Origin of the sequence: Vibrio sp. 661 (genome assembly GCF_033339315.1) — a bacterium.
GTDB lineage: Bacteria > Pseudomonadota > Gammaproteobacteria > Enterobacterales > Vibrionaceae > Vibrio > Vibrio alginolyticus.
Map to the genome: position 1 here is coordinate 707,698 of NZ_JAWOUJ010000001.1, position 20,609 is coordinate 728,306.

A 20,609-nucleotide genomic window follows, 5' to 3' on the forward strand; every position below is an offset into this window, starting at 1 on the left:
CTCGAAAGGTATGAAAAAAGTTGTATAAAAAAGTTGGTTTCTAAAAATGGTGTCCTTTACTGCCTCTAAATACGATCAGTTAGCTAAAAGCAACGGAGGCTGTAATGGCAGGCGACACTAATCAAGAAAAAGACAATGAAAAGCTTAACGATGCGGTAGAGCAAACAGAAACGAAGGATACGGGGACAAAAGAAGAAAAACAGCAGTCGACCGTCTCTTCGACTGTAGCGACCGGTGCTGAAAGTGCAGATGCTGTTGATGAAGCCAATCGTGCGATGGAAGAAAATCCTAGTGGCGCGGGTACGGAAGAAGAAGCAGTGAGCTCGGGTGGCGCAGTTCAAGAAGAGGATACTGAAAGTAGCAGCGACTCTGACGCTGCACAATCCAATGTTGTTGATAGTGTAGCTTCTAGCGGAGAATCAGGTGACGAGGCTCTGGGCAGCGGTGGTTCGGATTCTGGGGCGGGTGCCCAAGCGGTCGGTGGTGGTGATGCCTCTGGCTCTGAAGGTGGTTCGGACGCAGAAGGCAGTGAAGCGCAAGGACAAGCGGTACAAACTTCATCTGCGCCAAGTGCTTCTTCAGACTCTGAAGGTTCTCAAGGTGGTGACGAGCTAGATTCAGAAACCACTGAAGAGAGCTTCGCGGTGGATGTACAAGACACCAGCGAAGAAACCACGACGCAAGTAGAAGACGATTTCGACTCCGAAACTACGAGCGAAACGTTCCAAATTAAAGTCGAAGGTGAAAATGACGCGCCAGAAGTAGGGCAAGATCTGGCGTACATCATGGATGAAGATGGCACTATTACCTTCACTCAAGAACAACTTCTCGGGTACGCGAGTGATGTTGATGGCGATGATCTTGCCGCATTCAACGTGCAAGTGGGTGCTAATGCATCCGTTGTGGATAATGGTGATGGCACTTATACCGTCACACCTGATACAGATTTTAATGGTGAACTCGACTTAACGTTTGATATCAGTGATGGTCAAGAAACCATTTCTAGCTCGATTGATTTAACTGTTCGTCCAATCAATGACGCACCAGTGCCTGAAGATAAAACCTTTGAGATTGAAGAGGATGGTACGCTGATCTTCACCGATGCTGACCTGCTTGCTGGCGCAACGGATATTGAAGGCGATAACCTCACAGTTGAAGGTGTAAGTTACGATGGTGGCGACGGCATCCTGACCGATAACGGTAATGGGACTTACACTTTCGCGCCAAATGAAAACTTCAATGGCGATGTGAACTTCAGCTTTGATGTGTCCGACGGCACGGATACGGTTTCTGCCAACATTGATGTAAGCGTCACACCTGTCGATGATGCGCCAGTATCTGGCAATCTTGCATACTCGGTGGATGAAGATGGCTCGATTCGTTTGAGCCAAGAGCAGTTGTTGTCGCAAGCTTCCGATGTGGAAGGCGATGCACTGACGGCATCTAATCTTTCGGTAGATGGCAACGCGACGGTGACTCAAAACGACGATGGTAGCTTCACTATCACGCCGGACGCAGATTTCAACGGTGATATCGACATCAGCTTCGATATTTCCGATGGCACGAACACCGTTCAAGCAACCGCTGATCTAACCGTTAACCCAATAAACGATTTGCCGGTTCCTCAAGACCAGCAGTTCAGCGTGGAAGAAGATGGCACGCTGATCTTTACGGACGCAGACCTGCTTACTGGCGCAACGGATATTGAAGGCGAAAACCTCACAGTTGAAGGTGTAAGTTACGATGGTGGCGACGGCATCCTGACCGATAACGGTAATGGGACTTACACTTTTGCGCCAAATGAAAACTTCAATGGCGATGTGAACTTCAGCTTTGATGTATCTGATGGCACAGATACAGTTTCAGCGAATGTAGATGTGAGCGTCACGCCGGTGAATGATCCTCCGGTGGCTGGTTCAACGTCTTACACGGTTCACGAAGACAACTCTATTACCATTTCTGACGCACAGCTGTTGGCAAACTCTTCGGATTTAGAAGGGGATGTCTCGATTGATAGCGTGAGCTACTCTGGCAGCGATGGTGTGTTGCAAATCAATGGTGACGGCACGTACACCTTCTCTCCAAATGAAAACTTTAATGGTGAAGTTACGCTTGATGTTGTCGTCGCTGATGAAGAAGGCGCAACGGATGCCACCACTGCTGGCATTACGGTGCTGGAAGTGAACGATCCACCAGTCGCAGGACCAACTTCTTACACCATTGATGAAGATTCAGTTCTGACCTTCAGTGAATCGCAAGTGCTGCTGAATGCCTCTGATGTGGAAGGCGATGTAGAGCTTGTTGGCATTAGTTACGATGGTCCGGATGGCATTTTCACCGTTAACGATGATGGCACGTGCAGCTTCGCGCCAAACGAGAACTTTAACGGGCAAGTTCAACTTGATGTGACCATTCGAGATGAAGATGGAGCAGAAGTTGATACCGTCATTAATGTGAATGTATTGCCAATCAATGATGCGCCAGTATCGGGTGATTTGGCTTACAGTGTTGATGAAGACGGTGCGATTACACTCAGCCAAGAACAGCTTCTTTCTCAAGCGTCTGATATTGAGGGAGATGGTCTGACTGCTAGCGATTTGACTGTAGATGGAAACGCAACCGTCACAGCGAACGACGATGGCAGCTTCACGATTACGCCAGATGCGGACTTTAATGGTGACATTGATATCCAATTCAACATTACAGATGGCACAGACACTATCCAAGCAACGGCGGATCTAACGGTTAATCCAGTTAACGATCTTCCTGTTCCTCAAGACCAGCAGTTCAGTGTTGAAGAAGATGGCTCGCTTCAGTTTACCGATGCAGACTTGCTTGCTGGCGCGACCGATATCGATGGCGACAACTTAACGGTTGATGGCATTAGCTACACAGGCAGCGATGGTGTGTTGACTGACCACGGTGATGGTACTTACACCTTTGCACCAAATGAAAACTTCAACGGCGACGTCAGCTTTAGCTTTGGTGTTTCTGACGGCACTGAGACCGTACCAGCAAATGTGGACGTGAGCGTCACTCCAGTGAACGATCCTCCGGTTGCGGGTTCTACGTCTTACACGGTTGATGAAGATAATGCGATTACCATTTCCGACGAGCAGCTTCTGGCTAACTCTTCGGATGTGGAAGGCGCAGTGTCCATCGATAGCGTGACCTATTCAGGCACCGATGGCGTATTCCAAGACAACGGTGACGGCACTTATACCTTCATGCCGAATGAGAACTTCAGCGGTGATATCAGCCTTGATGTGATTGTGGCGGATGAGCAAGGTGCGATTGACGAAACAACCGCAGGCATTACGGTCATTGAAGTGAATGACCCTCCAGTTGCCGGTCCAACGTCTTACACGGTTGATGAAGATTCAGTACTGACATTCAGTGAGTCACAAATTCTTGCCAACGCATCTGATATCGAGGGCGATGTAGAGCTTGTTGGCATCAGCTATGAAGGCTCGGATGGTATCTTTACCGTCAATGGTGATGGTACTTGCAGCTTTGCACCAAACGAGAACTTCAATGGTCAAGTTCAGTTGGATGTGACCATTCAAGATGAAAATGGGGCGACCGTTGATACGCACATCAATGTCGACGTATTGCCAATCAACGATCCACCAGTATCGGGTGATTTGGCTTACACCATCAACGAAGACAGCTCAATTACGCTAAGCCAAGAGCAGTTGCTTGCCAAAGCGGGCGATATTGATAGCGAGAACCTTGAAGCCATCAATCTATCGACAGATGACAACGCGACAATTCAATACAACGATGATGGCAGTTACACCATCACACCGGATGAAAACTACAACGGCGACCTAGATCTGACCTTCGATATCATTGATAACGATGGTGGCTCGGTACAAGTTGGTCTGGATATTACGGTTAATCCTGTGAATGACTTGCCACAAGCGCAAGATCAACAGTTCACGGTAGAAGAAGATGGCACCTTGCTGTTCACGGATGCAGACCTATTGGAAGGCGCATCGGATATTGATGGCGATGATCTGTCTATCGAAAACGTACTCTACACAGGTGCGGATGGTGTGCTTACCGATAATGGCGATGGCACTTACAGCTTCGCGCCGAATGAGAACTTCAACGGTGATGTTCAGTTCACATTCGATGTGTCTGACGGCACAGGTTCAACACCAGCATTCATTGATGTCAGTGTGACTCCAGTGAACGATCCTCCGGTGGCAGGTTCTACGTCTTACACGGTTCAAGAAGATGGTCAAATCACCATTAGTGACGAGCAGTTGTTAGCCAACTCTTCTGATGTGGAAGGCGATGTAGCCTTGGCGAATGTTAGCTACTCTGGTAACGACGGTAGCTTCGTGGACAATGGCGACGGCACATATACCTTTACGCCAAATGAGAACTTTGACGGTAACATTTCGCTCGACGTTACGGTCATCGACCAAGATGGTGCAACGGATACAACAACCGCAGGCATCGATGTTATCGCGGTGAACGATGCACCAGAAACGTCAGGCATTCAAGCTGAGGTGGATGAAGATAACGCCATTACCATCACGCAAGAACAGTTGCTTGCGAATGCGACAGATATTGAAGGAGATGACCTTGTTGCCAGCAATCTACAAACCAATGACCCGGATGCGACGATCGTAGCCAACGATGATGGTTCATTCACCATTACGCATACGGAAAACTTCAATGGTGAGTTGGACTTCACTTACAACATCAGCGATGGCGAAAATGATGTTCTGACCACGTTGGATCTGACCGTTAATCCTGTCAACGATGCGCCAGAAGCGGGCGACGAGATCTTTATTCAAGCAGAAGAAGACCAAACAGTGGGTGTTTCTCTGCGTGAAGAGCCTGCGTTACGTCTCGACCAAGCCCCTGAAAACGGCATCATTGAAGCGAATCTAAATGACGAATGGGTACAGCTAGAAGTCGGGCAGGAGGTGCCTGCAGATACGGAAGTGCGCTTTATTCCAAATGATGATGCATTGGCGAACGGTACGCATACGAGTCAAATTGGTACTTTTGATGACAACGCCAGCCTTGATGATTGGGGTACTGCTGTTGACCCTTACACACGTGAGTTTGTTGATGGTGATTTGAAAGTTACCGTTCAAAGTAATGATGACCCACTCGGTGCGTGGAATGGTAAAACACACATCGGTCACGGTATTGGTGATACTGACCGCCAAGGCTTGAGCGGTGATGAAAAACTGACTGTGACTGTTGAAGGTCAAGACATCAACGAAATCAGCTTCCACCTAGATGGTCTAGGCGGCTGGTTTATGGAGGAGTCTCGCCACTTTACCGAAGTCGAAATTCGCGCGTTTAACTCTGATGGTGACTTGATCGACTCGATGACTTACCACAAAGAAGATCGTGGTAGCTATGAGACGGATTACACCCTAACGGTGAACGAGCCAGTGTCTTACTTTGAGTTAGGAACGATTCAAGGTAACGGTACTTACGTGGTTCAAAACATGACGGTTTCGCAAACTTGTCATGATGAAGCGGTGTTCACATCTATTGGCGTGGACGGCACGGAAATCACGGAAACGGTAGAACTGAATATCCGTGAAGGTGACAGTGAAATCGAACTGACGGCTGATCTGCCAAATGTGACCATCGATACCGAAGGTTCTACGCAGTTTGCCTCTGTGGTTATCACTGAAGAGCAGCTTCTCGCACAAGCGAGTGATATCGATAGTGACGTTCTTGATATTCAAAACCTAGAGCTGGTGGGGGATAACGCGGAGCACGCTACGTTAACCGACAACGGCGATGGTACATGGACAGTCACACCGGATGAGAACTTCTATGGTGAGATTGAGCTTGGTTACCAAGTTACGGATGGTGAACTCACCGACGACAACATCATCAACATCAACTTCGAAGCAGTAAATGATGCGCCAATTGTTTCTGGTCCGATTGTGTTGTCGACAGATGAGGATGTGGGCATTACGTTTAGCGCGGACGATCTGCTTGCGAATACAAGTGATGTGGAAGGCGATGCACTGTCTATCTCTGATATCTCTTACAGCGGTGATAACGGTGAGCTCGTCGACAATGGCGACGGCACTTACACCTTTATGCCGAATGAAAACTTCAATGGTGAAGTCGACATCGATTACAAAGTCTTCGATGGCACCGATGAAGTCGATACCCATCTAGATCTGACCGTTATTCCAGTCAACGATGTGCCAGTTCCTGGTGCGCCGCTGCATACTCAAATGCTAGAAAACGGCACCATCATCATCGAAGCAAAAGACCTGTTATCAGGTGCGACCGATGTGGATGGCGACATTCTGCATATCGAGAATCTACTGCTTGTCGACCAGTCACAAGGTACGTTGACAGATAACGGCGACAACACCTTTACCTTCGAACCAACTTCGAACTTCTACGGTGAAGTGAACCTGACCTTCGACATCAGCGACGGTCAAGCAAGTGCACCAAGCACAGCGAAGATCGACGTTGAGATCGTCAACGAAGGTCCAGAGGTCAGCGGTCCAGTTGATGCGGTTGTTGATGAAGATGGCTCAATTACCATCACTCAAGAAGACTTGTTAGCGAACGCGACGGACGTGGATGGTGACAACCTTGAAGCGGTGAACCTGTCGACCAACGATCCTAATGCAACCATCGTTGAGAACGCTGATGGTAGCTTCACGATTACACCGAGCGAAAACTTCTTTGGTGAAATCGAATTTACTTATGACGTAACTGACGCGATTGAAACCGTCGCTGCGGATCTAAACCTCACCGTTAACCCAGTGAACGATCTGCCAGATGTGCCTGATTTGTCCTTCACCACAGAAGACGGCGAAGCTATCACGATTACTGAAGCAGAGCTGCTGGCTCAAGCAACGGACATCGAAGGCGATGACTTATCTGTTGTGAACGTGACGAGCTTAAGCGATACGGTTCAAGTAACAGACAATGGCGATGGCACTTACACGTTAACGCCAGAGCAAGGCTTCTTTGGTAATGTTGACCTCACGTTTGATGTGAGCGATGGCACCGATGTGGTGGCGGCAAACATCGACTTGAAAGTTGAGTTCGTCAACGATGCACCAGAAGCAGCGCCAATCGTGGCAGACGTGGACGAGGATGGCTCTATCCTCGTGACACAAGAAATGCTGCTTGAAAACGCCAGCGATCAAGATGGTGATGACCTATACGCAACGGCACTAGAAACCAATGATCCGAATGCCTCTATCGTGGACAACGGCGACGGCACCTTTACCGTTACGCCTTCACAGCACTTCAACGGAGACATCGAGTTTACTTATGAAGTGAGCGACGGTGAATTGAGTGTTGCCAATGAAATGACATTGACGGTGAACCCAGTCAATGACATTCCAATTGTTGCGCCTGGCATGTACCACATTGAAGAGGATGGTAGCATCCTGTTCACGCAAGAAGATCTTCTAAGTGGCGCGATTGATATTGATGGTGATGACCTCACTGTTACCAGCATTAACTACTCGGGTGATGAAGGTACTGTAACGGACAACGGTGACGGTACATTTAGCTTCGTACCAGAAGAGCACTTCAGTGGTGACTTGCAGTTCAGCTTTACGGTTTCTGACGGTACGGATGAAGTTGAGCAAGACATTAATGTCCATATCGAAGCCGTGGCAGATGCGCCAGACCTAGTCATCACTGATGGCGACGGTCGAAACGTGGATGATCAAGCAATCTTGGTTGAGCCAGGCGGTATTGTTGAAGTGAACATCGCCGCAGCATTGGTTGACCAAGACTTGTCAGAAACGCTGACGGTGACCGTTGATGGTGTTCCTGAAGGTTCGGTGATCAGCTACGACAACGAAGGGGTACTTAACGATCAAGACAACGGTATCACCAGTTTCAACGATACTGAAATCACGGTTACGTTTGAAGGTGAAACCGCGGGTTACCAAAACACAGCGGGTTACTACAAAGTCGATGAAGATGGCAACATCACGGGCGTTGAAGTGGTGTACGAAAACGCCTCTCAAGTTGGCGGCGGCGGTGACCTCATTCCGGGACAAGATCAGTTCAGCTTCCAAATCTCGGAAGGGGAAAGCTTCAACCTATTCTTGATTCCTAACGGTCATAACTTCAATGACTTTGCGTCCATGCAAGATGGTCAGTATGAGTTCCGTGCGGCAGATGGCTCTCCTGCGAACATGGATACGGTCGACCCACAACTCGTGTTTGTGGGTGCTGATGGTTCTGAAACCGTGATTCAAAGCCAATTTGGTGATGCAGTCTTCCATGGCGGCACAAGCTCAGAGCTCAACCAAGATGGCATTGAACATACTCGAACTACTGTGAACGAAGACGGTGAACTGGTTTACGGCTTTGAAGATCTCTACGGTGGCGGCGATGCCGATTATAGTGACTTCAACTTCACCATTGATGTAGGTGAAGTGAACAGCCAGATCTACAGTGGTGAAGTAACAGTCGGTCCAGATGGTTCTGTAACGCTTCCAACCACAGCAATTGAACAAGAGCTACAGATTCAATTGCCAGAAGACTTTAACCAACAGCTAGAAATCAACGTAACGGCAACGGCAACAGAGCTATCAAATAATGATTCTGAAACCGTTTCTCAAACCATCTACGTCAATGCAACAGGTGCACATATTGAACATGCACCTGAAGCATTGCCTGTTTCAGCGATGGTTGAAGAAGATGGTTCAATCCTAATTACGCAAGAAGATTTGCTTGCTAATGCGCGTGACTTGGATGGAGACCAGCTGACAGCACTGAATCTGGCAACGGATGATGAAAACATCACCATCACAGACAATGGCGACGGTACTTACACCTTAACGCCAGATGCGGACTTTAATGGTGATATCACCTTTACGTTCGATGTGTCTGATGGCGATGATGTTGTCTCTACCAACCTTGAGTTATTGGTGTCACCAGTTAACGATGCGCCTGAACCACAAGATCAAGCGTTCACTGTTGGTGAAGATGGTGTGCTGACCTTTACTGATGCGGATCTGCTAACAGGCGCTACCGACATTGAAGGGGATGACCTCTCTGTTGAGGGCGTCACTTACACAGGCACGGACGGTGTTCTTACTGACAATGGTGATGGCACATATAGCTTCGCACCAAACGAGAACTTCAATGGCGACGTGAACTTCACTTTCGATGTTTCCGATGGCACGGATACCGTGACGGCAAATATCGATGTAACAGTGACGCCAGAGAACGATCCACCGGTGGCAGGCAGTACGGCTTACACCGTTCATGAAGACAATTCGATTACCATCAGTGACGAGCAGCTATTAGCGAACTCATCGGATATTGAAGGCGATGTGTTGATTGATAGCGTGAGCTACAGCGGTAACGATGGTGTGCTGGAAATCAACGGTGATGGTACTTACACTTTCTCACCAAACGAGAACTTCAGCGGCGAGGTGAGCCTAGATGTTGTCGTAGTCGATGAAGAGGGTGCAACGGACTCTACTACTGCTGGCATTACTGTGATTGAGGTAAATGACCCACCAATCGCAGGTCCTACCGCATACACTATCGATGAAGACCAAGTTCTAACCTTCAGTGAATCGCAAGTGCTACTGAATGCTTCGGATGTTGAAGGGGATGTTGAGCTAGTAGGCATCAGCTACGACGGTCCAGATGGTATCTTCTCAGTAAACGGCGATGGCACTTGTAGCTTTGCACCGAATGAAAACTTCAACGGCCAAGTACAGTTGGATGTGACCATTCGCGATGAAGATGGCGCAGAGGTCGATACTTACATCACAGTCGATGTCTTACCAATCAATGATGCACCAGTATCGGGTAACTTGGCGTACAGCGTCGACGAAGACAACTCAATCACGTTGAGTCAAGAGCAGCTTCTTGCTCAAGCAACGGATGTAGAAGGTGACGCACTAACCGCATCTAATCTAGTGGTTGATGGCGATGCAACGGTTACGGCAAACGACGATGGTAGCTTCACTATCACGCCAGATGCGAACTTCAATGGCGACATTGATATCACGTTCGATATCAACGACGGCAGCGATACTATTGTTGCAACGGCGGACCTAACGGTTAACCCAGTTAATGACTTGCCGCAGCCAGAAGATCAAGCGTTCACCATTGGTGAAGATGGCTTGTTGACCTTCACTGATCAAGACCTGCTTGATGGTGCAACGGACATTGATGGCGATGACTTATCTGTTGAGGGCGTCACTTACACAGGTGCGGACGGTGTCCTAACTGACAATGGCGATGGCACATACAGCTTCGCTCCAAACGAAAACTTCAATGGCGACGTGAACTTCACCTTCGATGTTTCTGATGGCACGGATACTGTGACCGCGAATATCGATGTGACAGTCACGCCTGAGAACGATCCACCGGTGGCAGGCAGCACGTCTTACACAGTGCATGAAGACAACTCGATCACCATCAGTGATGAACAGCTACTAGCGAACTCATCGGATATTGAAGGTGATGTATCGATTGATAGCGTTAGCTACAGCGGCACAGATGGTGTGTTCCAAGACAATGGTGACGGTACGTACTCCTTCTCGCCAAACGAGAACTTCAATGGCGAAGTGAGCCTAGATGTTGTCGTGGTCGATGAAGACGGTGCGACGGATTCAACTACCGCAGGTATTACAGTACTTGAGGTGAACGATCCACCAATCGCAGGTGCGACCAGCTACTCAGTGAACGAAGACGAAGTCATCACCATTAGCTCTGAGCAGTTATTGGCGAACGCTTCTGACGTTGAAGGTGAAGTTGCGATTGATAGCGTCAGCTACAGCGGTTCCGACGGTATCTTTACTGACAACGGTGACGGCACATTCAGCTTCGCACCAAACGCCAACTTTGATGGCGATGTGAGCCTAGATGTTGTGGTTGTTGATGAAGACGGTGCAACTGCGGCAACTAACGCAAACATCGATGTCTTGCCAATCAACGATGCGCCAGTATCGGGCAACTTGGCTTACAGTGTCGATGAAGACAATTCAATTACGCTAAGCCAAGAGCAGCTTCTTGCCCAAGCATCGGATGTAGAAGGCGACGCGCTAACCGCATCTAACCTAGTTGTTGACGGTGATGCAACGGTTACGGCAAACGATGATGGTAGCTTTACCATTACGCCAGATGCGAACTTCAATGGTGATATTGATATCACGTTCGACATCAACGATGGCAGCGACACTATTGTTGCAACGGCTGACCTAACGGTTAATCCAGTTAACGACCTACCACAGCCAGAAGATCAAGCGTTTACCATTGGTGAAGATGGCGTCTTGTTGTTCACTGATGAAGATCTGCTTGATGGCGCAACGGATATCGATGGCGATGACCTATCGGTTGAAGGTGTGTCTTACACTGGCGCAGATGGTGTCCTAACCGACAACGGTGACGGCACTTACAGCTTCGCGCCAAACGAAAACTTCAATGGCGACGTGAACTTTACCTTCGATGTTTCCGATGGCACGGATACCGTGACGGCGAATATCGACGTAAGCGTAACGCCAGAGAACGATCCTCCGGTTGCAGGCAGCACGTCTTACACGGTGCATGAAGACAATTCGATCACCATCAGTAACGAGCAGTTATTGGCTAACTCATCTGACGTCGAAGGCGAAGTAGCAATCGACAGCGTGAGCTACAGCGGCGCAGATGGCGTGTTCCAAGACAATGGTGATGGTACATACACCTTCTCGCCAAACGAGAACTTCAATGGTGAAGTCAGCCTAGATGTTGTTGTGGTAGACGAAGACGGTGCGACGGATTCAACCACCGCAGGTATTACAGTACTTGAGGTGAATGATCCACCAATTGCCGGTGCAACTAGCTACTCAGTCAACGAAGACGAAGTCATCACCATCAGCTCTGAGCAGCTATTGGCGAATGCTTCTGACGTTGAAGGTGACGTCGCGATTGATAGCGTCAGCTACAGCGGCTCCGACGGTATCTTTACTGACAACGGCGATGGCACATTCAGCTTCGCACCAAACGAAAACTTCAACGGTGATGTCAGCCTTGATGTGGTTGTGACTGATGAAGATGGTGCAACGGTAGCAACCAATGCAAGCATCGATGTATTGCCAATCAATGATGCACCGGTATCAGGTGATTTGGCTTACAGCGTGGATGAAGATGGTTCTATCACTCTCAGTCAAGAGCAGCTTCTTGCACAAGCGGGCGATGTGGATGGTGATGATCTAACCGCATCCAACCTGACTGTTGACGGTAATGCGACCGTTGTTGCGAATGACGATGGTAGCTTCACTATCACACCAGATGCGGACTTCAATGGCGACATTGACTTGAGCTTCGACATTACGGACGGTGATGCAACCATTCAAGCCACTGCCGATCTGACTGTGAACCCAGTGAATGACTTGCCAACGGTTGGTCAGCCACAGTTTGTTACGCAAGAAGACACCAGCTTCACCTTCACCGAAGAGCAACTGCTGCAAAATGCAGGTGATATCGATGGTGATAACCTAACGGTTGAAAACGTTGCTTCTGACAGCGGTACTTTAGTCGATAACGGTGACGGCACGTACACCTTCGCGCCAAACGAAAACTTCGATGGCAACGTGAACGTAACGTTTGATGTCAACGATGGCACTGCAACCGTGCCAGCAGAAGCGAACATTGATGTTCAATCTGTGGTTGATATGCCAGAGCTTTCGATTGCTTCAGACTTGGTGATTGCCTCTGATAATTTCGAGTCTGGCTCGAACGGTTGGAACGCGAATACTGAAAGTTCACAAGGTTTCGAAACAGGCGACATGTTGGGTCGTATTGGTGGTACTGGCGGTGATGAAGCGGTCAGCAAAACCTACGATATTCCAAGTGATGTTAATGAAGTGAATATATCGTTTAGCTTCTACGAAATCGATTCATGGGATGGCGAGTCGTTCCAAATCTTTGTGGGTGGTGAACAGCTAACCACCTTGGAAAACTCAGCGTTCCGTACTCAAGATGGTACGACAACGCTATACGATTCTGACGGTAACGAAGTGGGTGAAGTGATCCACGGAGCCTCTCAACGTGAAGGCTTCAGTGGTTGGAATGACCAAGCTCACCAAATCAACCTGACGGTTCCTGTCGAGGATGGCGAACTGCAACTCGGCTTCGGTTCAACCTTGAATCAAGACGTTTGGGATGAATCGTTTGGTATCGACAACATCGAAATCACGGTAGCGGACGCGGATTACCAGATCATTGGTACCGAAGATACACCAGTGCCGCTTGATATCGATGCAGCGTTAACCGATACCGATGGTTCAGAAAACCTCGCTATCTTGATTGAAGACGTGCCAGAAGGCAGCGCACTATCAGCAGGTGTTGATAATGGCGACGGCACTTGGTCACTACAACCAGGCGAGCTAGAAGGGCTAGAGTTTATTCCTTCTGCGGACTTCAATGGCGATGTGACGCTAACCGTGAATGCAACCTCTACAGATGTGGATACCGGAACCACGGCAACAGCAACGCAAGATGTGACGATTCATATCTCGCCAACCAATGATGCACCAGAAGTGACGGGTGATATCAGCGCAGTCACTGCCGAAGACAATAGCATTACGCTAACTCAAGAGCAGTTACTGGAGCACGCTGTTGATATCGATGGCGACGACCTAAGTGCAATCAACCTGAGCGCCAATGATGAAAATGCAACGGTTGAAATGAACGAGGATGGCAGCTTCACCATTACTCCGAGCGAGAACTTCTACGGTGACATCGAGTTCACCTACGACGTGACTGACGGGGAAGAAGTGGTCGCGGCTGGTCTCGACTTAACAGTAACACCAGTCAATGATGCGCCAGAGCCACAAGATCAAGCGTTCACAGTGGGTGAGGACGGTCTTCTTACCTTCACAGACGCAGACTTGTTAACAGGCGCGACGGATGTAGAAGGTGACAACCTAACAGTTGAAGGCGTGACTTACACTGGTGCCGATGGTGTCCTAACCGACAATGGTGATGGCTCATACAGCTTCACACCGAACGAGAACTTCAATGGCGACGTGCACTTTACGTTCGATGTGTCAGACGGTACGGATACGACCTCTGCCAACATTGATGTGAGTGTGACGCCAGAGAACGATCCGCCGGTGGCAGGCAGCACGTCTTACACCGTACATGAAGACAACTCGATCACCATCAGTGACGAGCAACTACTGGCTAATTCGTTGGATATTGAAGGCGACGTAGACATCAGTAGTGTGACTTACAGTGGCAACGATGGCGTCTTCCAAGACAATGGCGATGGTACGTACACCTTCTCTCCAAACGAGAACTTCAATGGTGAGGTCAGCCTAGACGTTGTAGTTGTCGATGAAGAGGGTGCGACAGACTCAACCACTGCGGGTATCACAGTACTTGAGGTGAACGATCCACCAATCGCAGGTGCGACAAGTTACTCTGTCAATGAAGACGAAGTCATTACCTTCACGGAAGAGCAACTGCTAGCGCAATCAAGCGATGTGGAAGGCGACGTGAGCCTAGAAAGCGTCTCTTACAGTGGTAGCGACGGCATTCTAACTGCGAATGATGATGGTACTTATAGCTTCGCACCAAATGAAAACTTCAACGGTGGCGTAAGCCTAGACGTAGTAGTCGCTGATGAAGACGGCGCAACTGCGACAACCAACGCGAACATTGATGTATTGCCAGTCAACGATGCTCCGGTATCTGGCGACTTGGCTTACAGCGTCGATGAAGACGGTTCAATCACATTGAGTCAAGAGCAGTTACTGGCTCAAGCGGGTGACGTCGACAGCGATAATCTAGAAGCAGTGAACTTAACCGCGGTAGCCAATGCAACCGTTGTTGAGAACCAAGATGGTAGCTTTACGATTACGCCTGATGCGAACTTCAATGGCGATATAGACCTAAGTTTCGACTTGATTGATAACGATGGTGCAAGCGTGGAAGTGGGCGTTGACCTAACGGTGAACCCAATTAACGATGCGCCGCAATCAACGCCAGTGAATATTGCTGGCACCGAAGATACCACCATTCTTATCACGCAGGACATGTTGCTTGCTAACGCGACAGACATCGATAACACCTACGACGAACTGTCTGCTGTCGACCTAGTGATTGATGAGCAATACGGTGACTTGCTAGACAACGGTGATGGTACTTGGTCATTCACTCCGGCTGAGAACTTCAATGGTGATGTGCCAATGTCGTTTGGTGTCAGCGATGGTGATTTAGTGACGCCGGTTGAAGGCAATCTAAACATCGAAGCGGTTAACGATGCACCAGAAGCGCCAACCATCCAGATGCAAGGCGAAGAAGATGTGGTCATGGTGATTGACCCAGCTTACATCGCTGATCAAGTTACGGATCTTGATGGTGACGAAATCAGCGTAGAAAGCATCACGGTTCGTGCGCCTGCAAACGCGACATTAACTCAGCAGCCAGATGGAATGTACCACTTGGTAACCACTCAAGACTTCAATGGTTTGGTGGAACTGGGCTACACCGCGACGGATGGTGAAGAAGTGGTTGAAGGCTCGTTGAATGTGGATGTTATTCCAGTCAACGATGCTCCATTCAATGTGGGTAATGCCTTTATGGCAACCGACGAGGATGGCGCATTCACCTTCGACGCTGGCGACCTGATGAACTTGTTCGGCGATATCGACACTGAAAACCTAGTCGTATCACGCATTATCACCGCAGAAGGTGAAGATGGTGGTGAGGTAACGGACAACGGTGACGGTACTTGGACATTCACACCGACTGGCGATTTTGCAGGGGTTTCTGACTTGCAAGTTGTGGTAAGTGACGGTGAGTTTGAAACAGTACTTGATGTACCAGTGTTTGTTCGCCCTGTTGCGGATGGTGCGGTCATCACAACCGACCATGATGGTCCGTTAGTCTTCGGTGAGGACGAAACAGGTCACCTAGGCTTGAATGTCGGTCTAATCGACGATTCAGAAACGCTAAGTAACCTAGTGATGACTGGTTTCCCTGTTGGCTTCGAAGTTACGGATGGTGTGAACACCATTACCATTACGGAACCGGGTCAATACATCGACTTGAACGAGTGGGATATTTCAGACCTGCAAATGACGCCTCCGGCTGACTTTAATGGCGAGTTCTTCGTAACCGTGACCGCAACAACGGTGGATTATGGTGACGAGCCAGAAGAGTTCGAAGATGGCATCGATTCAGGTGACTTCGAAACCCTAGCGGGTGAACCAGTTATCCTAACCGCTGATGACCTAATCGGATTGGCAGAGAACGTAGATGCTGACGCGGGTGATGAAGTGAAATTCGTTCACCTAGCTGATCGCAGCCAAGGTGAGATTGTCGATAACGGTGATGGCACATGGACATTCAATCCAGCACCAGGCTTTACGGGTGAAGCGGATATCGCTTACGTGATTGATAAAGACGGTGTGCTTCATGATGAGCAAACAGGCGTGGTCGTGAAAGAAGACGCACCACAAGAGAATGCTTCTCCAGAAATCGACAGCATTTCTACCACAGAAATGGCAGCGGATGGCACCTTGTCGTTCACCAATGATGACATGCTATCGACCTTGAGCGATGCAGAAGGCGACAGCTTGAGCATTGAGTCAGTGAGCCTAATGGAAGGTCAAGGTGTGATAGAGACCGATAACCAAGGTAACTACCAATTCACACCAGCAGAAGGCTACACCGGAGATGTTCAAGTTGGCTTCATTGCAACTGACGGTGAAAACCGCATTGAGAGCTTCTTCAATGTCGACATCCAAGGTGAAGGTGAAACCACAACCAGCGAAGGCTACGCACTGGCTGATGATGGTTCACTAACACTAACGGAAGCGCAGTTGATTGATGAGCTTGGCATTAGCCCTTCTGCAGAAGTGTTGGATGTCGCCGATGCAAACGATGCTGGTTTCTTTGCGAAATCAGGTGATGAAGAGTGGACATACTGGCCGAACGATGACTTCGATGGCAATTTGGCTATGGATGTTCAGGTCAACGACAACGGTGAAGTATCGACCCAGAATCTGAGCATCCAAGTTGCGGACGATTCAGCGCAAAGCGACGAGCCACAAATCCAAACTGCTCAAGCATCAGCAGAGCAGCAAGTTGGCGAAGCGCAACAGCCTGAAGAACAAGCAGCAAACGGTGCAGACAGTGAAGACGAGAGCACAGCTGATGTGACTGCAGCACCAGGCGATACCATTTCTATCTCGGTTCCAGATGAGGTCAGTGGTAACGAATCGGTGGATTATGCAGAAATGTCCGGTCTACCTGATGGTGCATCAGTAAGCAACGCACTGGATAATGGCGATGGCAGCTTCACATTAAGTGGCAACCTGAACCAACCAGTATCGGTTGACCTACCAGAAGGTTACGAAGGTACGAGCGAAATCCAATTCCAAGGTTACGATGAATTGGGCAGCGCAGTAGAAGGTGCGAGTGGCAAAGTTGAAGTTGAAGTCGATGATCAATACACCATGCAAGGTTCTGCTCAAGATCAGCAACCAGACATGGCGGGTATGGAATCTGGCGGCAGCGACTGGACAAGTGCGGGAGGTCAAGATCAAGGTGTTGACTTCACGGATGACTCTGGCAGCTTCGACTCGGATACTCAAACGGGTACTGACCAAGGCAACGATTTCGATCAAAGCTCAATGTAACCAGTCCTAGACAAGGGCAGTGTCATTGCTGCCCGAACCAAAGCCATGCAGAGCCTACTTTGCATGGCTTTTTTGTTGGGCTTCTTTCTATGAGCTGTAGAAAAAAACTTGGAAATTGAAAAAAGTATTCTTAGCTAGTTTATACCCAAGTAACCTCGAGATGTTAGGTTCAGCGAGAATGGCTTGGTTTGTAGACGCGGCGGCGATTTAAAGGTCTAGTGGGTCTAAATCAAGAATCGACAACAAAGTATACAAACCAAGACAGCTCGCCCTTCGGGAGCGTGTCATTGACTCGCTTCTTTATTGAATCAATGGCTGTGTCAAACAACTTGGAAAGAGCTGACTATTACGCTGCGTTGTTTTCCTTGACCCCGAATCAATGACAACGCTCTGAATCCTGCATCTTGAAGTCACTTGGGTATAAGAGTCATTTACAAGGAGGAGCGACATGTACCGTTATGTCAGTTCGCCAAAAGCGTCAAAGTACATAGTACCGCCGCCACTGCATCGTGAGTTGTCGTGTATGGATGTGCCGGAGTCAGAACTTGAGATGCGTGAAATTCTGAACAATTGGTTTGCCGATGGATTGGCGCCCATCATTCAGAATGAAGACAATTACATCTCTGCTAATGAGCAACAGCGCTTTGAGCAGCTCAGCCGCACGGTGGGCGTGCTACTGCGTAATAAAGATTACTACTTTGCCACCAAGCGGATTCTTTCATTGTGGGAGCAAGACTGCTTAGAAACGACTTACGTTAATTATCTGATTTTACGTAGTGAGCGCATACCATACTTCGAATAAGTCCCATTTATCGGCTTAAAATAGTGGTTTACATGGTTTTCTTAGTAACTTTTGATACTTGTATTTAACATTTTTATAAACATCGTTATATTTAAGGCTCATCGTTGTCAGGAGTTTATGGATGAACCTTACGATATCAGGGAAGTTGCAGCTCAGTTTTGTGCTGCTAGCCGTACTTTTTATGGCATCAGCGGTATTTACGTATCGCAACGTCACCACCGTAGAGCAATACGCCTCTTCGTTACTTAAATCCGATTTACCGACCGTCGACACCAGTCGCGGTATCCAACAGTCCGTTCAAGCGTCGCTGTCTTCTATTCGAGCCTACATGTTGCTAGGTGGCGATGAAGAGGCGAGCGCACGTTTGAGTGAGGACGTTCGCAATATCATGGCATCTACAGACGAGTCGCTTCCAACGTTGCAGGCTTTGATCTCTGAACAGGATTTTCAAGCGATTCAAAGTCAGTGGGATGCGGTAAAAGTCTCTTTGAACAAGCTGATTGAACTTAGCCACAGTGATGAGAACTTACCCGCGCACAACCTCTTTATTAACGAAGCGGCACCCATTGCAGAAGTGGCACTTGATCAGCTTCAAAGCTTAATCAACGAAGAGTCAGGAAACCCATTTGGTGGAGACAGAAAACGTCTGTTTAAAGTCTACGCCGACAGCTATACCTCGCTCGCCAATGCTCTGTCCGCCTTGCGAGATTTCCTGTTGTACGGGCAGCAAGAGCATTTGGACAAATACCACGACTTGATTAAGTACCACAATCAGTCCGTGGCGGAAATCGACAGTAAACTCGACAGACTGACTGATAACGACCAATCATTGTGGTCACTGTTTAAGGAAATGCAGCAACTGTACTTTCCTTTAGCAGAGCAGGTAATTGCATTGCGTCAATCGCCAGAGTGGAATGAATCAAACTTGTTAATGGCGAATGAACTGTTGCCAACAGCGGATGCACTAGACCAAAGCTTAGAGACGATCGTATTGTCTCAGCAAAGTCGTGCTGATCAAAGCGGACAGGGTATTAATCAGTCGATCAAGAACGTACTGACCACTATGTTGATTGCAGCGGCATTAGTTTTGTTTGCCGCAGTAGCGATTTCAAAATACATGGGCAATACCATTGGTCGCCGAGTGAAAAACTTATCGGAGCGAGCCAAGACGATCGCTTCAGGAGATGTTTCTCAGCCTCCATTAACTGTTGTTGGGAAAGATGAATTGGCAGACCTTACCGATTCGATTAACCGCATGAACCAATCGTTAGCGAGCATCGTGGCAGGGGTGAGTGAAAAAGCGCACCAAGTGGATACCAGCATGGGAGCTTTGTTGGAATCGGCGCAAGTCACTTCATCGAATGTTGAACAGCAACAGACCAGCATTGTTGAAATGGGAAGCCAATTGGATGAAATCGCTTTAGCCGCGCGTAACACCCTAGATCAAGCCAACCAATCAGTGCAGAAGCTTTCTGATTCAAAAGGCGAGATTGAACAAGGTCGTGATGCTTTAGAGCAAAACAAAGTCACTATGGAAAGTTTGCACGGCAGCATTGAAACCGCGAGTACGCAGGTGACGCAGTTAAGCAAAGAGAGCGAAGCCATTGGCCGAGTTACAGAGGTGATTGAAGGCTTAGCAGAACAAACTAACTTACTGGCATTGAATGCCGCGATAGAAGCAGCGCGTGCGGGTGACCAAGGACGAGGCTTTGCGGTTGTGGCGGATGAAGTACGTATGTTAGCGACTCGCACTACTCAATCGACGACAGAAATCAACGGTATCATCAATGCGATTCAACGCTCGACCAATTCGGTGGTAGAGGAGATTGAACACAGTCAATCACTTGCGGAGCAGGGCGCTGAGCACATTGAAAAAGCGGTAACTCGTTTGCTCGTCACGACCGAGCAAATAGGTTCCTTGAATGAACAAATGGCAGAGCTTGCGGCAGCGGCAGAGCAGCAATCTCATGCGACCAATTCGATCACTGGATTGATGTCCGGTATTACTCAATCAGTGGATGAGGTTTCGAATAACAGCCAACGCGCATCAGAGACATCATTGCAAGTAAAAGAGCAAGTTACCGAACTGAATCAACAGATGGCAACTTTCAAAACGGCGTAGATAAGGTTTAGGTCTGTTCATCTACTTTTGAACGTTAACCAAATAGTAAAAA

General features: G+C 48.5%; 3 protein-coding genes. All 3 read left to right on the forward strand.

Annotation, left to right across the window (positions count from 1 at the left end):
• Positions 1 to 104: 104 nt before the first annotated feature.
• The 3 genes from R7P69_RS03260 (at position 105) to R7P69_RS03270 (ending at position 20,557) form a co-directional block, all read left to right on the forward strand.
• Entirely contained in the window at positions 105 to 17,633 is a 17,529-nt protein-coding gene (locus R7P69_RS03260) for a tandem-95 repeat protein (RefSeq protein ID WP_318121342.1), read from the forward strand.
• 448 nt (positions 17,634 to 18,081) lie between these two features.
• Positions 18,082 to 18,435 (forward strand): hypothetical protein, encoded by a 354-nt coding sequence (locus R7P69_RS03265; RefSeq protein WP_005453713.1) that lies wholly within the window; start codon positions 18,082 to 18,084, stop codon positions 18,433 to 18,435.
• A 121-nt stretch (positions 18,436 to 18,556) separates the two neighbouring features.
• Positions 18,557 to 20,557, forward strand: a complete 2,001-nt coding sequence (locus R7P69_RS03270; protein WP_238952549.1) for a methyl-accepting chemotaxis protein — start codon at positions 18,557 to 18,559, stop codon at positions 20,555 to 20,557.
• Positions 20,558 to 20,609 lie beyond the last annotated feature (52 nt).

Coding starts and splice junctions, on each gene's coding strand:
- R7P69_RS03270 (WP_238952549.1), top strand. CDS start 18,557: ATGAACCTTACGATATCAGGGAAGTTGCAGCTCAGTTTTGTGCTGCTA.
- R7P69_RS03265 (WP_005453713.1), top strand. CDS start 18,082: ATGTACCGTTATGTCAGTTCGCCAAAAGCGTCAAAGTACATAGTACCG.
- R7P69_RS03260 (WP_318121342.1), top strand. CDS start 105: ATGGCAGGCGACACTAATCAAGAAAAAGACAATGAAAAGCTTAACGAT.